This window comes from Plesiomonas sp. ISS29 (genome assembly GCF_056522795.1).
Genome location: NZ_JAWRZQ010000001.1, coordinates 315,327 through 331,480, shown reverse-complemented (window position 1 = coordinate 331,480; position 16,154 = coordinate 315,327). Strand labels below are relative to the sequence as shown.

The 16,154-nt window shown below is 49.2% G+C and carries 14 protein-coding genes; 6 read left to right on the top strand and 8 right to left on the bottom strand.

The window, feature by feature from the left end:
* Nucleotides 1-576: 576 nt before the first annotated feature.
* Nucleotides 577-1,923, top strand: a complete 1,347-nt coding sequence (gene glpT / locus AC1HDJ_RS01455; protein WP_479536669.1) for a glycerol-3-phosphate transporter — start codon at nt 577-579, stop codon at nt 1,921-1,923.
* Nucleotides 1,924-2,199: 276 nt separating this feature from the next.
* Nucleotides 2,200-3,309 carry a glycerophosphodiester phosphodiesterase gene (gene glpQ / locus AC1HDJ_RS01450; protein WP_479536667.1) on the top strand — a complete coding sequence of 370 codons (1,110 nt, stop codon included), beginning with the start codon at nt 2,200-2,202 and terminating at the stop codon, nt 3,307-3,309.
* 106 nt (nt 3,310-3,415) lie between these two features.
* Here the strand turns inward: glpQ and crcB are convergent, their stop codons facing one another.
* From crcB to rsmD, 6 genes are all read right to left on the bottom strand, one after another.
* Nucleotides 3,416-3,796 carry a fluoride efflux transporter CrcB gene (gene crcB, locus AC1HDJ_RS01445; RefSeq protein ID WP_479536665.1) on the bottom strand — a complete coding sequence of 127 codons (381 nt, stop codon included), beginning with the start codon at nt 3,794-3,796 and terminating at the stop codon, nt 3,416-3,418.
* 271 nt (nt 3,797-4,067) lie between these two features.
* Entirely contained in the window at nt 4,068-4,868 is an 801-nt protein-coding gene (gene yigL / locus AC1HDJ_RS01440) for a sugar/pyridoxal phosphate phosphatase YigL (protein WP_479536663.1), read from the bottom strand.
* A gap of 132 nt (nt 4,869-5,000) precedes the next feature.
* Nucleotides 5,001-6,134: a lysophospholipase L2 gene (gene pldB, locus AC1HDJ_RS01435; protein WP_479536661.1), complete on the bottom strand. Its 1,134-nt coding sequence runs from the start codon at nt 6,132-6,134 to the stop codon at nt 5,001-5,003.
* An 89-nt stretch (nt 6,135-6,223) separates the two neighbouring features.
* A complete protein-coding gene (locus tag AC1HDJ_RS01430; RefSeq protein ID WP_479536659.1) occupies nt 6,224-6,781 on the bottom strand; it encodes a hypothetical protein in 558 nt (185 codons plus the stop codon).
* Nucleotides 6,782-7,296: 515 nt separating this feature from the next.
* Nucleotides 7,297-8,409: an aspartate-semialdehyde dehydrogenase gene (gene asd / locus AC1HDJ_RS01425; RefSeq protein WP_479537193.1), complete on the bottom strand. Its 1,113-nt coding sequence runs from the start codon at nt 8,407-8,409 to the stop codon at nt 7,297-7,299.
* 376 nt (nt 8,410-8,785) lie between these two features.
* Nucleotides 8,786-9,445: a 16S rRNA (guanine(966)-N(2))-methyltransferase gene (rsmD, locus tag AC1HDJ_RS01420; protein ID WP_479536657.1), complete on the bottom strand. Its 660-nt coding sequence runs from the start codon at nt 9,443-9,445 to the stop codon at nt 8,786-8,788.
* Between the two features lie 83 nt (nt 9,446-9,528).
* On the opposite strand from rsmD, the gene ftsY reads away from it, so the two are divergent.
* The 4 genes from ftsY (at nt 9,529) to rpoH (ending at nt 14,446) form a co-directional block, all read left to right on the top strand.
* Nucleotides 9,529-11,271 (top strand): signal recognition particle-docking protein FtsY, encoded by a 1,743-nt coding sequence (ftsY, locus tag AC1HDJ_RS01415; protein ID WP_479536655.1) that lies wholly within the window; start codon nt 9,529-9,531, stop codon nt 11,269-11,271.
* 3 nt (nt 11,272-11,274) lie between these two features.
* On the top strand, nt 11,275-11,952 hold the full coding sequence (gene ftsE, locus AC1HDJ_RS01410; protein ID WP_438623828.1) for a cell division ATP-binding protein FtsE: 678 nt from the start codon (nt 11,275-11,277) through the stop codon (nt 11,950-11,952).
* On the top strand, nt 11,945-12,916 hold the full coding sequence (gene ftsX / locus AC1HDJ_RS01405; protein WP_479536652.1) for a permease-like cell division protein FtsX: 972 nt from the start codon (nt 11,945-11,947) through the stop codon (nt 12,914-12,916). The genes ftsE and ftsX overlap by 8 nt, the downstream gene beginning before the upstream one ends.
* A 681-nt stretch (nt 12,917-13,597) precedes the next feature.
* Complete coding sequence (rpoH, locus tag AC1HDJ_RS01400; protein WP_479537716.1) at nt 13,598-14,446, top strand: RNA polymerase sigma factor RpoH; 849 nt, start codon at nt 13,598-13,600, stop codon at nt 14,444-14,446.
* 147 nt (nt 14,447-14,593) lie between these two features.
* Here the strand turns inward: rpoH and glpG are convergent, their stop codons facing one another.
* The gene (glpG, locus tag AC1HDJ_RS01395) at nt 14,594-15,439 is read right to left on the bottom strand and encodes a rhomboid family intramembrane serine protease GlpG (RefSeq protein WP_479536650.1); all 846 of its coding nucleotides are present in this window, start codon (nt 15,437-15,439) and stop codon (nt 14,594-14,596) included.
* 111 nt (nt 15,440-15,550) lie between these two features.
* The gene (gene glpE / locus AC1HDJ_RS01390) at nt 15,551-15,874 is read right to left on the bottom strand and encodes a thiosulfate sulfurtransferase GlpE (RefSeq protein WP_479536648.1); all 324 of its coding nucleotides are present in this window, start codon (nt 15,872-15,874) and stop codon (nt 15,551-15,553) included.
* Nucleotides 15,875-16,154 lie beyond the last annotated feature (280 nt).

Here is a 16,154-nt window from a genome sequence, read left to right as displayed (position 1 = left end):
CGCGTGAAAACTCTGTTATCACTTGGTTATCCGGTGGTTTGCGTTGCGCGTGTTTTCCGCGACATATTCTTTTATGGCAGAGAGTATCCCTACTTTTTGCCATGAAATGTTTGATATGAACCATAAATGCGCAAAAACGAAAGTTATCGCGCACTGTTTTTGTGGTTATTTGTGATTTTTATCACGTAAATGTGCGTTAATTGCTCAATTGTAAGCGTTGTGTGAATAGCAGATCATATTTTGGATAGGGAATCTATCCGGAGTACCGATAATAAAATGCAAAACAGTATGCATTTTTACGCAGTGTTGTGTTGCGGTTATACCGATAAGTAGCAGGTAAGCGATTTATTTTAAAAGGAAAATTAATTATTGATCGGGCGAAGTGTGTTTTCCCTCACACCATTGCGCTCATATTATCACTATCATTGCGTTCGATTTCGAACAGATTTAATCGTGATCTGTTCTATTTTTGTTGCATCTTGGCTTTATCGCGTGCGATTTCGCTAATTATTATGATTCACTCATTATTACAACAAGACACTCATCTCACTCATAAAACATATCGAGGATCCGATTATGTTGCGTTTTTTTCAACCCGCAGCACACAGTGCTCGTTTGCCGGATGCGCAAATTGACAGCACCTATAAACGCATGCGTTGGCAAATTTTCGCCGGTATTTTCTTTGGTTATGCCGGTTACTACTTGGTGCGTAAAAACTTCTCACTGGCAATGCCATATCTGGTTGAACAGGGCTTTTCGCGCGGTGATTTGGGTTTTGCGATGTCTGGGGTGGCGATTGCCTACGGGTTATCTAAGTTCTTGATGGGTGCGGTGTCTGACCGCTCAAATCCCCGAGTATTTTTAACTGCCGGCTTGCTGATGTCAGCGGCGATTTTTCTGTTTATGGGTTTTGTGCCGTGGGCAACCTCCAGCATTACCATCATGTTTGTGCTGCTGTTTTTGAACGGTTGGGTGCAGGGTATGGGGTGGCCGCCGTGTGGCCGGACGATGGTGCACTGGTGGTCGCAAAAAGAGCGCGGCGAGATAGTCTCGGTCTGGAACTGTGCGCATAACGTGGGCGGCGGCATGATAGGGCCACTGTTTATTCTCGGCATGGGTTGGTTCAATGATTGGCGCTCTGCTTTCTATGTTCCGGCTGCCGCTGCGGTAGGCGTGGCTATTTTTGCTTACCTGACAATGCGCGATACGCCACAGTCATGTGGTTTACCGCCGATTGAAGAGTACAAAAATGACTATCCGGAAGATTACAGCGCTAAAAATGAGATAGAGCTGACGGCAAAAGAGATCTTCACCAAATATATCCTGCCGAACAAACTGCTGTGGTATATCGCCTTTGCCAACGTATTCGTCTATCTGCTGCGCTACGGCGTGCTTGACTGGGCACCGACCTATCTTAAAGAAGTAAAACATTTTTCGGTGGATAAATCCTCGTGGGCTTACTTCCTGTACGAGTGGGCCGGTATTCCGGGCACGCTGGTATGTGGTTGGATGTCGGATAAAGTCTTTAAAGGCAACCGCGGTGCAACCGGTGTGTTCTTTATGATTTTGGTTGCCATTGCCACTACCGTGTACTGGTTAAATCCGGCCGGAAACCCGACTGTAGATATGGCTGCACTGGTTGCGATTGGCTTTTTAATCTACGGGCCGGTGATGCTGATTGGTTTACATGCCCTTGAACTGGCCCCGAAAAAAGCGGCAGGCACGGCCGCTGGTTTCACCGGTCTGTTTGGTTACTTAGGTGGATCGGTTGCCGCCAATGCTGTGGTGGGTTACACCGTGGATCACTTCGGCTGGGATGGTGGCTTTATGCTGCTGATAGGTTCATGTGTGATGGCGGTGATCTTGCTGGCATTAACCATGTTCCATGACAATAAAGCGCAGGAAGATAAAGCCCGCGGGTAATTGATTCCACAGGTTTTACTACTGTCGAAATTGTCGCTTCCACTGGTATTAAATCATGGCAGCTTAGGCTGTCATGATTATCCAGCGAGATCAGAGGGGGCGGGGTAAGCCGATTGTTTTTTATCGCCCCTTTCATCACCCGTTTTGATCATCAGTGACAATAAATAAAATCCTAATTAATTGTTTTATATTAAAAATTATCTCTCTGTTAATAAAAATAACACATTACCTTTGTACCCTACTCTGCAACGCACATAAACTAAGAGCACATTCACGATGAAAAAAACATTGCTGGCACTTATGACTGGAACGTTGTTAGCTACACCGTTGTTTGCATTGGCTGAAAATGCAGCTACAGCCGATAAAACTGAAGGCAAAATTGTGGTTGCTCACCGTGGCGCGAGCGGTTACTTGCCTGAGCACACCTTGCCCGCAAAAGCGATGGCCTATGCGATGGGTGCTGATTATCTGGAACAAGATGTGGTAATGACCAAAGACAATCAGCTGATTGTGCTGCATGACCACTACCTTGACCGTGTGACCGATGTAGCGAAGAAATTTCCCGACAGGGCGCGTAAAGACGGCCGTTTCTATGCAATAGATTTTACCTTGCCTGAGATCCGCCAGCTAAGCTTTACCGAAGAGTTTGTGCTGGATAAAGATGGCAAGATGAGCCAGAAATTCCCGAACCGCTTCCCGATGTGGGCTTCTGATTTCCGAATTCATACTCTGGCCGAAGAGATCGAGATGATTCAGGGGATGAACCACTCTACCGGCAATAATGTTGGAATTTATGTTGAGACTAAAGCGCCGTGGTTTCATAAAACCGAAGGCAAAGACATTTCGGTGGCGGTGCTAGAGACACTGAAAAAGTACGGATATACCCAGAAGGGAGATAAAGTGTTCTTCCAGAGTTTTGATGCGCCAGATTTACAGCGGGTGCATGATGAGCTGCTGCCAAAAATGGGTATGAATATCAGACTGGTGCAGTTGATTACGCCAACTGAAGATCAAGAAACGATGGTCATTAACAAAGATGGCTCATTAACCAACTACAGTTACGACTGGATGTTTAAGCCAGGTGCAATGGCCAAAATTGCTAAATATGCCGATGGTGTTGGCCCGTGGTACCCGATGGTGGTGGAAGAGAGTTCGACTCCGGGCAATATTAAAACCACCATTATGGTCAAAGAGGCCCATGAAAACGGCTTGGTGGTGCACCCATACACCTTCCGCAAAGATCCGGGCAAAGTGCCGGCATACGCAAAAGATCTGAATGATATGCTGGATATTTTCTACAATACCGCTGATGTTGACGGTGTGTTTACCGATTTTCCTGATGTTGCGGTAAAGTTTTTACAAAACCAAAAGGCCGCCAAGCAGTGAGTGCAAACTGGTAAATCCGGTGTGATGACACCCATAACGTTAAAAATACTAATCAGATCAAAGCCCAGCCGCAGTGCTGGGCTTTTTGTTGTTTGCTGATTTTAAGTTAAGGCCAAAAATAGCGTACGAGGCTCATGCCGGCAAAGGTCATCAGTAATGAGCCCCCTAAATGCATGATGATCCCGCCAAATACCCATAAGGTTTGCCCTTTTTCAAGGCTAGAAATCATCTCTGCTGAGAAACTTGAAAAGGTGGTTAAGCCACCAAGAAAGCCCGTGATGATAAACAGGCGCAGATGCGGCGAGACATTCGGTGTGCGCAAAAATATCTCAATGGCTAACCCGATCAGAAAGCCGCCCAGCAGGTTAACCAGCAGTGTTCCGGGCGGAAGATGCGGCAAAAGATGATTGAGTTTTGTTCCAATCCACCAGCGAAGCGATGCGCCGATTGCAGCGCCGCCACTGACAGCCAGTAATGAGCTGAACACCGGGCGATTCCCCCAAATTAAAATACGATAACAACAAATAAAAACAGACCAGAATAGCTATTGCCTGATTATCGCTGAAAAAAAGGGGATATTGGTATTTTAACGGTTACTTTTTGTCGCAGAGAAAAGAGAAAACAAATAGCACAGTGGAAAGCTGCTCTGTGAGTACAGAACAGCTTTTTTGGACGCGCACATCTTGTGCCGAGAATTTGTACCGAAAAACGGTACTGAAAAATAAGAGGCCGCTTGAGATAAAGTGGTCTGAGTGCTGTTAGCTCAAAAAGAGTTTACGCAGATAGTGCGCGACGGCCTCATCACTGTTTTCACCGATCACCTCACACGCAGGCAGGGTATCTTTCAGGCGTTGATGTGCATTTTGCATGACACAGCCTTTACCGACCATGCTCAGCATTTCAACATCGTTCATGCCATCACCAAACGCGATACACTCTTGCAGAGTCAGCCCTTTAAGCGGCAGGATCTGCTCTAACGCATGGCCTTTTGATACACCACCGGCCATCACTTCAAGGCACTCAGGCAGTGAAAAGCTAACATTTACGCGATCACCAAAACGGGCATTAATTGCCGCTTCCAGCGCCAGCAGTTGCTCGTGTTTGCCAAGATAGAATACTTTGGCGATATCTTGATGGCTTTCAACCATGGCCATATCCACAATACGGCAGCAAAAACCGGTCTCTTCATGAAACTCAGCCAGCCACTCAACATCACGGTCAATGCACCACTCATCACCCTGATAGAGGTTGGTGATAATATCGGGATTATTGTGCGCCAGTAGCATTAGATCGCGGGCAATTTCAGCGGGCAAGTCGTGCTTGAACACCAGCTCTCCGGCGGTGTTGTGTACCCGCGCACCGTTTGAGGTGACCATATAGGCATCGATGCCCAGATTATCGCGGATACGGGCAACATCAACATGATGACGGCCGGTAGCAAAAATAAAACGTACACCCTGCTCGGTCAGCAGATGTAAAGTTTCCGCAGTAAAAGGAGATACGCGGTGATCCGGTGTCAGTAAAGTTCCGTCCAGATCTGAGGCGACAACACGATACATAGTTACATACTCTGGTTACCGAAAAAGTGAGGCCTACAGTATACCCGCTGGTGTGAGGCTGTCTGTTGATATGACAAATTCTCACTCGATAGGGTGATCGGCCTCACTAAACTTTCGCTGCCAGTCAGCGAATTAATGCGCCACCGGCTGCGCGGCAAAAAAGTTCAGTATCCGCTGTAATGCTTCTACCCGCAGTGGGTCTTGCTCAAACAGCAACTCATGGTGAGCACCGCTAATGGTTACCGGTGTGCCTGTAGCACACGGATGCTCAGCGCTCTGCATTGCCTGACAAAATGTGCGGTGGGCCTGATTATCGACTACCGTATCTTCACTGCCTTGCAGTAGCAGCAGTGGGGTCGTAATGGCACTGGCCTGAGCGATGGCCTGTTCTGCACCTTTTACACTTTCACCAATCCAGTGCAGTGTCGGGCCACCGAGTTGTACTTGCGGATGTGCGGCGTACAGATCGCGAAACCACTGGTAGCGCGGTTGGCTGTGGGTTAGGTCATTACCAGCAAACGGTGTGGCCTGATAAGGGCCAGTGCTTGGCGCGTAACCTTGGTCATAGCGGGTGAATAATTTGGCTACGCTAGTCAGGGTTTTAACCTGCCACATCGGCATCGGAAACACAATTCCGTGCATCGGTGCTGACAGTGCGGCGGCAGTAAAATCCTGCGGATAGCGCGCCAGATACAAGCTTGAAATTGCCCCGCCCATTGAGTGTGCGAGTAGATTGCGTTGGCGGTATGGCTTGCCGCGCATCTGCTCTGCCTGCGTGAACAGCTGATCGCGGACCGTCTTCATATCACTGACATAATCGCTAAAATGCTGGACATACCCTTTTTGTGGATCAGGTAACAAGCGGTCTGACAGCCCCTGTCCGCGATGATCAAACAAAAATACATCATAGCCCTGTAAGAACAGGTCGTAGGCCAGCTCCTGATACTTCAGGTAAGTCTCTAGGCGGCCATTAACAACCAGTATCGCCTTATCGTGATCCGGCGCGGTAAAGCGAATAGTGCTCAGGCGAATGTTATCTTTTCCGGTTATCGACGATGTCACCCCTTGCTGCCAAAACGGGCTAACCTGCTGCTGCATAAACGCCGGATAATCAGCCTCTCGAGCCAGTAAATCTGCCGGTAACTTGCCGGAAGTTTGATTTGCCTGTACGGGTTCACTCATCATCAGTAACCATAAGCTAAAAAAAAGAGGGTATGCGAGGATCGCGGTTTTTTTTGCCGCGGTGGTGAGTGTTTGTATCATCATGGATGGCTGCCACCTCAGCAAGGCTGACCACTGCCAGAAGATCTCTAGCCAAGGTCAGCGTTTATTCTCTGTCTTAGATGATGCACTGATCAGCGCTGAATACGCAATGAGGATGACGCAAGATTTGATTGCAGCGTCATACTGGCCTGATTGGCACTGGCTAACAGTTCGCGCAGTTTCATGGCATCGGGCAGTTGAGCATTGGTCAGCCAGCCGGCATTTCCGCGTAAAATCAGCTGGATACGCGGGGCATCCAGCGTACCGTTCACCTCACCGTTGGCGTGTACACTGATCTCATCGTACACACAGGTGGTGGATGCCACTTCACAGTGCGTCAGTCGGATACGGTTATCCATACTCGACGGTTCTACCGCCCCGACCTGATACAGCTGATCGTCAATGACAATAGAGACCTGCTGAAACGGGTAATTCTCCTGCTGCCAGTGATCTTTCTCTTCGGTGGTTTCAAAACTGGGGGCATTTTGATCGTAGAACAGCGTAGCACTGAACGCTGTACCGCGCGCATGACCAAAAAAGGGGGTGGCGAGCGCCCCTTTAAAATCAAGGCTTGCAGCGAAAACCGGTGTAAACAGGTTCAGGCTGGAAAGCATCAGTGCGGTTACGGCGGCCTGCCACGGTATTTGCATGGGTTTATTTCTCATTGTTCAGAGTCAGAGGCGGGGTGATGATGTTGTTATCAGGTCTGATTAATTCAGGTCTGTATTGCGCAATGAGGGTCAATCACGGTAGATCTCTGTCATTGTGAATAACCGTTATCACTGTTATCACCGTTATTTACGGTGATTTTCATTGCGCAGTCAGCCGTTATGATGCTCACCCTCTTTTGTGAGTGTAACAAAGCCATGGGATATACACCGAGGAAACAGCCCGTAACGTTAGCCTGCTCTCAAATTGATGATGTTAATAAAATGTTTTCAATCATCGGGGAGGGAGTGATCGATTTTTTGCCAAACAGATGAGCTTTATCCCCCAATAAAGAGGCTCTTAAGGTGATAAAACAGCGCGAGCACTGACTTACGCTGTTTTTATCTGATGTTCTGGGGGAATTGCAGATGATATGCCGCGCACAATGCCGTGAGGAGTCACACGCGACAAATATTCATACATTTATTTATTGATGAGGCCGTATAAGCTAACAGGATCAGGCTGTTAGCAATACCCGCAACATGCGACGCAGCGGCTCTGCCGCGCCCCACAGCAGCTGATCACCCACGGTGAAGGCCGACAAATACTCCGGCCCCATGTTCAGCTTGCGCAGGCGGCCGACTGGTACAGATAGCGTGCCAGTAACGCGCGCGGGGGTGAGCTCTTGCATAGTAATTTCACGCTGATTGGGGATCACGCTGACCCAATCATTATGGGTGGCCAGCATTTGCTCAATGCTCTCAAGGCTGACATCTTGCTTCAATTTCAGGGTAAATGCCTGACTGTGGCAGCGCAGCGCCCCGACCCGAACGCACAGGCCATCAACCGGAATTGGCTTACCGTCAATGCCCAGAATTTTGTTGGTTTCCGCCTGACCTTTCCACTCTTCACGGCTCTGACCGTTATCGAGCTGCTTATCAATCCATGGGATCAGGCTACCGGCCAGCGGTACACCAAAATTATCAACTGGTAGCGTACCACTGCGGGTTTTGGCGGTAACTTTGCGCTCGATCTCTAAAATGGCTGAGGCTGGATCTGCCAACTCTGCGGCCACCTCATGCTGCAACATCCCCATCTGAGTCAGTAGCTCACGCATATGGCGCGCTCCGCCACCGGAAGCGGCCTGATAGGTCGCCGCCGATACCCATTCGACCAAGTTGTTGGCAAACAGCCCACCGATGGCCATCAGCATCAGGCTGACGGTGCAGTTTCCACCCACGAAGGTTTTGATCCCTCTATCCAGCCCTTGGTGGATCACGTGCTGGTTGACTGGGTCAAGAATGATTATAGCGTCATCGTTCATGCGCAGTGTAGATGCCGCATCAATCCAGTAGCCCTGCCAGCCGCTGGCGCGTAATGCTGGGTAGATCTCGCTGGTATAGTCGCCGCCCTGACAGGTAATAATAATATCCAGTGCTTTTAGTGCATCGATATCGTACGCGTCTTGCAATAAACCGCTCTTCCCCGCAACCACCGGCGCGGCTTGGCCTGCCTGTGACGTTGTAAAAAAGATCGGATTAATCTGAGCAAAATCATGCTCTTCCTGCATACGCTGCATCAGCACAGAACCCACCATGCCACGCCATCCAACAAGCCCTACATTCTTCATCACGCGTTCATCCTAAGCTGAGTGAGTGAAAGCCTGAGTGTAAAATCCAACCTTGCGTCATCGGTGCGCAATCTACGCCCGCCAATAAAAGAGGCTGATATACCCTCAAATTAAGAGAATCAAAATAAAAAAATAAAAATAAATCAATCAGTAAGAAACTTAACGCAACCTATTTTTCATATGGGAAATAAGTGAATTGCGATTAACCCTACTCTTACTCACCTTACTGATTGAGCGCGCAGGTGCAAGCCCTGAAAGAGCAATTTTGCGCGCTTCAATGAATAATACAAAAAAATCGCTATAAGACCGGTTTTTCTGACTGTTTTATCGCCATTATTAGCCATAAAACACTGTATTACGCTGATGAAAAGATCGCTTAATCATCCCCGTTTATATCTGCATTGGTGGTATCCGACTCACTTTCACTCCCTGTTTCATGCTGATTTTCATCACCACTGCGGATATACAAACGGTACGCCACTTGTCCGGCAACTTTTTCGCGGTGCAGCCGCCAGCTCTCAGGCATGGCAAGATGACCGGCATCGACCTCCGCTTCCACATAAATGTAGGCACCTGCTGCCAGCCAGTGATTATTTTCAAGATACTGGCAGCAGGTGGTCAGCATATCGCGCCGAAACGGGGGGTCAATAAACACCACATCAAAGGGTTTACCGTTTTTATTCAGATAATTAAGTGTGTCAGTATGCACAACCTCGGCACGAGAACTGCCCAAATCGCGGACATTTTTTTGCAATGTATCTGCCACGTGGCGTTCAAATTCCAGTAGCACAACATGGTCAGCATAGCGCGATAGCGCCTCCAGCCCGAGCGCACCGCTGCCGGCAAAACAGTCTAAGCAGCGTGCGCCGTGCAGTACCGGAGCTAGCCAGTTAAACAGCGTTTCACGCACCCGATCGGTGGTTGGGCGTAAACCGGGGCTGTCGGGCACCGGCAATTTGCGCCCACGCCATTGACCGCTGATAATCCGGATTTGACCGGACGATTTTTTCGCCATATTCGAAGATCGTTTCGCCATACAATTTTTCGACCGCAAGGAAAGTGGTAAACTCTACAGTTCATTAAAGATGACATTCTAATTGCGCAGGGTCGTATTGCGAAATGACTAAAGAAAAGAAACGTGGATTTTGGTCTTGGTTGGGGTTAGGGCGCAAAGAAGCCGAGCCTGAAGTGCCTTCTGTTGAAGCAGAAACGCCGCAGGTAGATACCAGCCATACCGAGACAAATACAGATATCACACCGGTTATTGATGCAATCTCCCCATCGGCAGTTGTACCTGCCGATGAGCCTCATACCCCTGCGCCGGAAATAGCCGCCGAGCTGCCTATTGAACACGTCGAAGAGATTACGGCTGTTGAACCTGAGCCTGAGCCTGAGCCTGAGCCAGTGGCTGAAATTGCTGAACCTGTTTTAGTGCTTGTTCCAACTTCAGAGCCAGAACGTGAGCTAGCAGCAGAGCCAGAACAAGAATCCGAGCCGGAACAAGAACAAAAAACAGAATATCTGCAGGATGCAGAGCCTGTTGCTGAACCTCTTGTGGAACATATTGCAGAGATTGCTGCTATTGAGCCTGAGCTGGTTGCTGTTGAACCTGAGCCGATTGCTGAAATGGCTGAACCTGTTTTAGCGGGTGCACCAACCGTAGCGCCAGAACGTGAGCTAACAGCAGAGCAGAAACAAGAATCCGAGCCAGAACAAGAACAAAAACCGGAATGTCTGCAGGATGCAGAACCTGTTGCTGCGCTGGCTTCTGAGCTTGCCTCTGAACCACAGGCGCAGATTGTGGTCGAAGAGAGCGCCGAGGTCGTCGAGATTATTGAGACTGAGGTTATCGAGACTGCTAACTCTGTTATCGCTGAAACGTTGGATGAAGAGCCGCTCAACGAGGATGACATTCAGCCGGAAGTACAAGATCGCCCGACGAAAGAGGGGTTCTTTGCCCGCTTAAAGCGCAGCCTTCTGAAAACCAAACAGAATATTGGTACCGGATTTTTCAGCCTGTTTCGTGGCAAGAAAATTGATGATGAGCTGTTTGAAGAGCTAGAAGAGCAACTGCTGATTGCCGATGTCGGTGTTAACACCACCAGTAAAATCATCGATAAACTGACCCAGCACGCCAGCCGTAAGCAGCTTCGTGATGCTGAAGCGCTGTACGGTCTTTTGAAAGAAGAGATGGCCGAGATCCTCACACCGGTTGAAGCGCCGCTGAATGTGGAAGGTCAAAGCCCGTATGTCATTTTAATGGTCGGTGTTAACGGTGTGGGTAAAACCACGACCATCGGTAAATTGGCGCGCCAGTTCCAAGCTGAAGGCAAAAGTGTAATGCTGGCTGCCGGCGATACCTTCCGTGCCGCCGCCGTAGAGCAGCTACAGGTTTGGGGTCAGCGCAACAAAATTCCGGTGATTGCCCAGCATACCGGTGCGGATTCTGCCTCGGTGATTTATGACGCCATTCAGGCGGCCAAAGCCCGCAAAGTGGATGTACTGATTGCCGACACCGCAGGGCGTTTGCAAAACAAGAGCCACCTAATGGAAGAGTTGAAGAAAATCGTACGGGTGATGAAAAAGATTGATGAGAATGCCCCGCACGAAATTATGCTGACACTCGATGCCGGTACTGGCCAGAATGCCATCAGCCAGGCCAAGCTGTTTCAGGAAGCGGTCGGGCTGACCGGTATTACACTGACTAAACTCGACGGTACAGCCAAAGGCGGCGTGATCTTTGCCATTGCTGATCAGTTTAGCATTCCGATTCGTTATATCGGTGTCGGAGAGGGGATTGACGATTTGCGCCCGTTCCACGCCAAAGACTTTATTGAGGCACTTTTTGCCCGTGAGGAGTAAAAAATGATCCGTTTCCAGCAGGTCAGCAAAGCCTATCTGGGCGGCCGTCAGGCATTGCAGGGGGTCTCTTTTCACCTGCATGCCGGCGAAATGGCCTTTCTAACCGGCCATTCAGGGGCGGGGAAAAGTACGTTATTAAAGCTGATCTGCGGGATTGAGCGGCCAAGTGATGGCCAGATCTGGTTTGACGGGCACGATATCTCACGGCTAAAAACCCGTGAAGTGCCGTTTTTACGCCGCCATATCGGGATGATTTTTCAAGATCACCGCTTATTGATGGATCGCACTGTGTACGAAAACGTGGCGTTACCGCTGGTGATCACCGGTAACACCGCCGATGACATTAAGCGCCGCGTCAGCGCGGCACTTGATAAAGTCGGGCTACTGGATAAAGCCCGCTGCCTGCCCGTTCAGCTTTCCGGTGGCGAGCAGCAGCGGGTGGGCATTGCTCGTGCGGTGGTGAACAAACCGGCACTGCTGCTGGCCGATGAACCAACCGGTAATCTTGATGATGCGCTGTCGGGCAGCATTTTACGCCTGTTTGAAGAGTTTAACCGTGTGGGTGTCACCGTATTGATGGCCACACACGATACCCAACTGATCGCCAGTAAGTCATATCCGGTACTGACCCTTGAGCAGGGGCGGATCAGCGCACACAGAAAGGAGTCTGACCGTGGCTAAAGGCGCAAGTAAAAAGAGCCGTCCGGAGAAACTGCGTGCTACCCGTGCCCGCGGCGGATTACGTGAGCAGTGGCGGCATGCATGGCACAACTGCTTGCAAGATATGTTGTTGCAGCCGGTAGCCACGCTGCTGACCGTGGTTGTTATCGCCATCGCATTGACCCTGCCGGGGGTGTGTTATCTGGGCTGGAAGAATGCCTCATTAGCGGCTGACCAGTGGTATCCCGAGCCGGAAATTACCGTGTATCTGCAAAAATCACTGACTGACCCGCAAGCACAGGCAGTGGCCGATTCGATTCGCGCCATCCCGGGAGCCAGCAAGTTGACCTACCTTTCGCGGAGCGACAGCTTGAACGAGTTTCGCCAGTGGTCAGGCTTTAGTGATGCACTCGATATGCTAAACGATAACCCGCTGCCGGCTGTGATCATTGTCCGCCCACAGGGGGAGTTTTCACACGGCACAGCACTGGCCGGCTTGCGCGATGTGTTGGCTGCGGAGAAGGGGGTTAGCGAGGCCAAACTGGATAATACCTGGCTTGACCGGTTGACGGCATTGACCGAACTTGTGGCACAGGTCGCCCTTATCCTAGCGATCTTGATGTTGTGCGCGGTATTCCTGATTATCGGCAACAGCGTGCGGCTGAATATCTTTAACCGCCGTGACAGCATTGAGGTGATGAAGCTGATTGGTGCAACAGATGGCTTTATCCTGCGTCCGTTTTTGTATGGCGGCGCACTGCTGGGGCTGTCAGGTGGCCTGCTGGCATGGCTGCTGAATGCCGTTATCGAATGGCGATTGCAAATTCAGGTCAATTCGGTCATGCAGGTGTTTGGCACGCAGTTTACCTTGCATGGTTTTAGGACGGATGAAGTGCTGATTCTGTTAATAGTTTCCACCATGATTGGCTGGAGTGCCGCATGGCTGGCAACGGCGCGTCATTTGCGTGATTTTCTGCCCCATTAATTTGTGCTGATATCTATTTTATTACACTCGCTATTTTATTAAATTATCTGCATCTGCTCCATTGCATTAATGGAGCGGTGATATAGCACTGAGAGTGTGCTGCTGTAGCGATAAAAAGAGTTATTGATAATGGCCAGCGGTATTTTCCCGTTCGGCCTTATTTAGCCAATCTGTTTGGTTTATATCCCTGAACCTATATTAGGCAAGCTATTTTAGTGAACCAATACCCATGTAGTTACTGAATACAGTAACTACATGGGTAAATAGATTGGGTAGATAGATTAAGCCAATATGTCGGCTAAAATACGCAGTACATTATCTGTTGCAGCACATTATTTGTTACGTAGGGCGATAGTTATTTTATGTGAGAGTTACTCTTTTTATTTCATATAAATAAAATATAACTCCTCCATAAACCCGATATAAATTAAGACATAATGTGGATTTATGTGTGCGCTTGTCACTGAACTATTGCGCGCAGTGGCAGTCAATAAAGTGGTATCGTATTGATATCGTGCTCTTTACCTGATTTTGTGCGGTATCACCCAGACATACCTGATACAATTGGTTAATATTCGCCCTTTTCCCCTGAAGGAAATTGGGCTAGATTAGCCACAGTTTTGTTACTCCTGTTTTTTCGATATACGACCAAAACGTGAGGATTTAATGACGCAACAAGATATGCAATCCATGACTTTCTTAGTGCCGCAGGGCAGTCTGGAAAGTTATATCCGTAATGCTAATGCTTTCCCAATGCTAACTGCAGAGGAAGAGAAAGAGCTGGCCGAGCGGTTGCATTATCATGGTGATATTCATGCAGCTAAACGGCTGATTTTGTCACATCTGCGCTTTGTGATTCATGTTGCGCGTAACTATGCCGGATACGGTTTACCGCAGGCCGATTTGATCCAAGAGGGTAACATTGGCCTGATGAAAGCGGTGCGCCGTTTTAATCCAGAAGTGGGCGTACGCTTGGTTTCGTTTGCCGTGCACTGGATCAAAGCCGAAATTCACGAATATGTGCTGCGCAACTGGCGGATCGTGAAAGTAGCCACCACCAAAGCGCAGCGTAAGCTATTCTTTAATTTGCGCAAAACCAAACAGCGTTTAGGTTGGTTCAACCTTGATGAAGTGGATATGGTGGCCAAAGAGCTGGGTGTGAGTGCTGAGGATGTCCGTGAAATGGAATCCCGCATGTCGGCGCAGGATATGGCATTTGATTTAGGGCCGGAAGATGAAGCACGTGAAACACCGCAAGCACCGGTACTGTTTTTAGAAGATAAATCGTCTGATTTTGCCAATGGCATTGAAGAGGATAACTGGGAATCTCATGCGGCAGATCAGCTGTCAGAAGCTATGAATATGCTTGATGAGCGCAGCCAGCATATTGTGCGCGCCCGCTGGCTTGATGAGCCGAAAGCCACCCTGCAAGAGCTGGCTGATCACTATCAGGTTTCAGCCGAGCGCATCCGCCAGTTAGAAAAAAATGCGCTGAAAAAGCTCAAAGGGGCGATTGAGGTTGAAGCGTAAAAAAGAACAGCACGGTTAGGGTTAAGCTAACCCCGTAGTGCACAGGCGCACACCACATAAAAACGTGTGGGTGCGCCTGTGTTGTATTTGTCGCAGAGCAACTTAGTACAGAGCAACTTAGCGCAGAGTAACTTAGCGCAGAGTAACTTAGTGGTGTGTGGCCGATTGGGCGTTACGCGTATCCCACAGAGCCAGCAGCGCACCGGTGATGAGGCCGATTAGATGTGCGGTATTGGCTATTGATAAACCAAATAAGTCAAACCAACCAAATACCAGCCAGACCAGCATAAAAGCCGCTAATGGTCGGGGGATCGCGATACCACGCTCGGGTGCGCGCTCGCCACAGATCAGTAAATATCCCACCAACGCATACACTACGCCAGATAACCCGCCGAAATAAATACCGCTCACCCATGCCTGTCCGATCCCAGAAAACAGTGCCGAGAATAAAAACAGTTGGATCAGTTTTGGTGAGCCGAGTTTTTTCTCTAATGGCCCGCCCAGATCCCACCACCAGAGCAGGTTAAAGCTGATGTGTAAAATCGAGAAATGCAAAAAGGCGTGGGAAAACAGCCGCCACAATTGCCAGCTCTGCTCTGCGTTTTGCGGAAAACCCAGCCAGCTAAACAGCGCGGTCTCACCAACAAACAGGCTTAATACATAGACCAGCACACAGACCGCCATGATCGCCAGTGTAAACGGGCCTGCGCCAACTTTCAGTGCCTGCAAATAGGAAAAATGGCCGTACTGAAACTGTTTGGCTGTCGCAGTATCTGCCCGCTGCCAACTGGCATCTTGATATTTGGCGGCATCAGGGTGCTGTAAAAAATCAGCCAGCGCCTGCTGGGCGAACTCAGTGTGCTGTTCATCATGCAAATAGAGTACATAGCCGTCAGCCTCGGGCTGCATACTGACTGCGACCTGTCGGGTCGCCATATAATCGATATAGGCTTGCGCAAGGCGCGGGTTGGGTAGGCTTATCAAACGCAACATGGCGGGTTCTCACAAAAGTTGTCGTGATATTGGTGACTACTTTACCCTGCCATTGTTTACCCGGCTACTGCCCGCGGTGATTACTGCCGGTTTTCCGCTACAGCGTATTTTTCATGACGACTCATCAACGGCAGGGTACGCACGTTGCCACGCCTCAAAGCCGCCATTCAGGCTGTACACTTCATCGAACCCCTGATTAATCAGGTACTGGGCTGCGCCCTGACTGCTGTTGCCGTGATAACAGATCACAATCACTGGCGTGGAAAAATCGGTCTGCTGCATAAATTCCACCAGTGACTGATTGGTCAGATGAAAGGCATTTGCGGCATGGCTAGCCTGAAAACTTTGTGGATCACGGATATCAACCAGTACGGCTTTTCCGTGATCGAGTTTGGCTTTGGCATCACTGACCGAGATAAATTGAAACTGTTCCATGAGTTAAACACCTGATAGCGGGAAAGTGGTAATTGTACCGGATAAGAGATAAAAACAGACCCGACAAACAGTGCGGGCTCTCATGTTTGATTACAAGTTTTAACCCCTACACATATGAAAAACGGTACTGTAGTCACTGTTTATGGTTATCCGAGCAGATAGCCTGAATATACGCAGTTGTTTGATGCCTTGCCGTGCTGCAATGATAGTGATAAAGCGCGGTTTTATACTATCGGTAGCTTATTTTCCTTTCTGTATTGTAGATAACATCACCGTGATA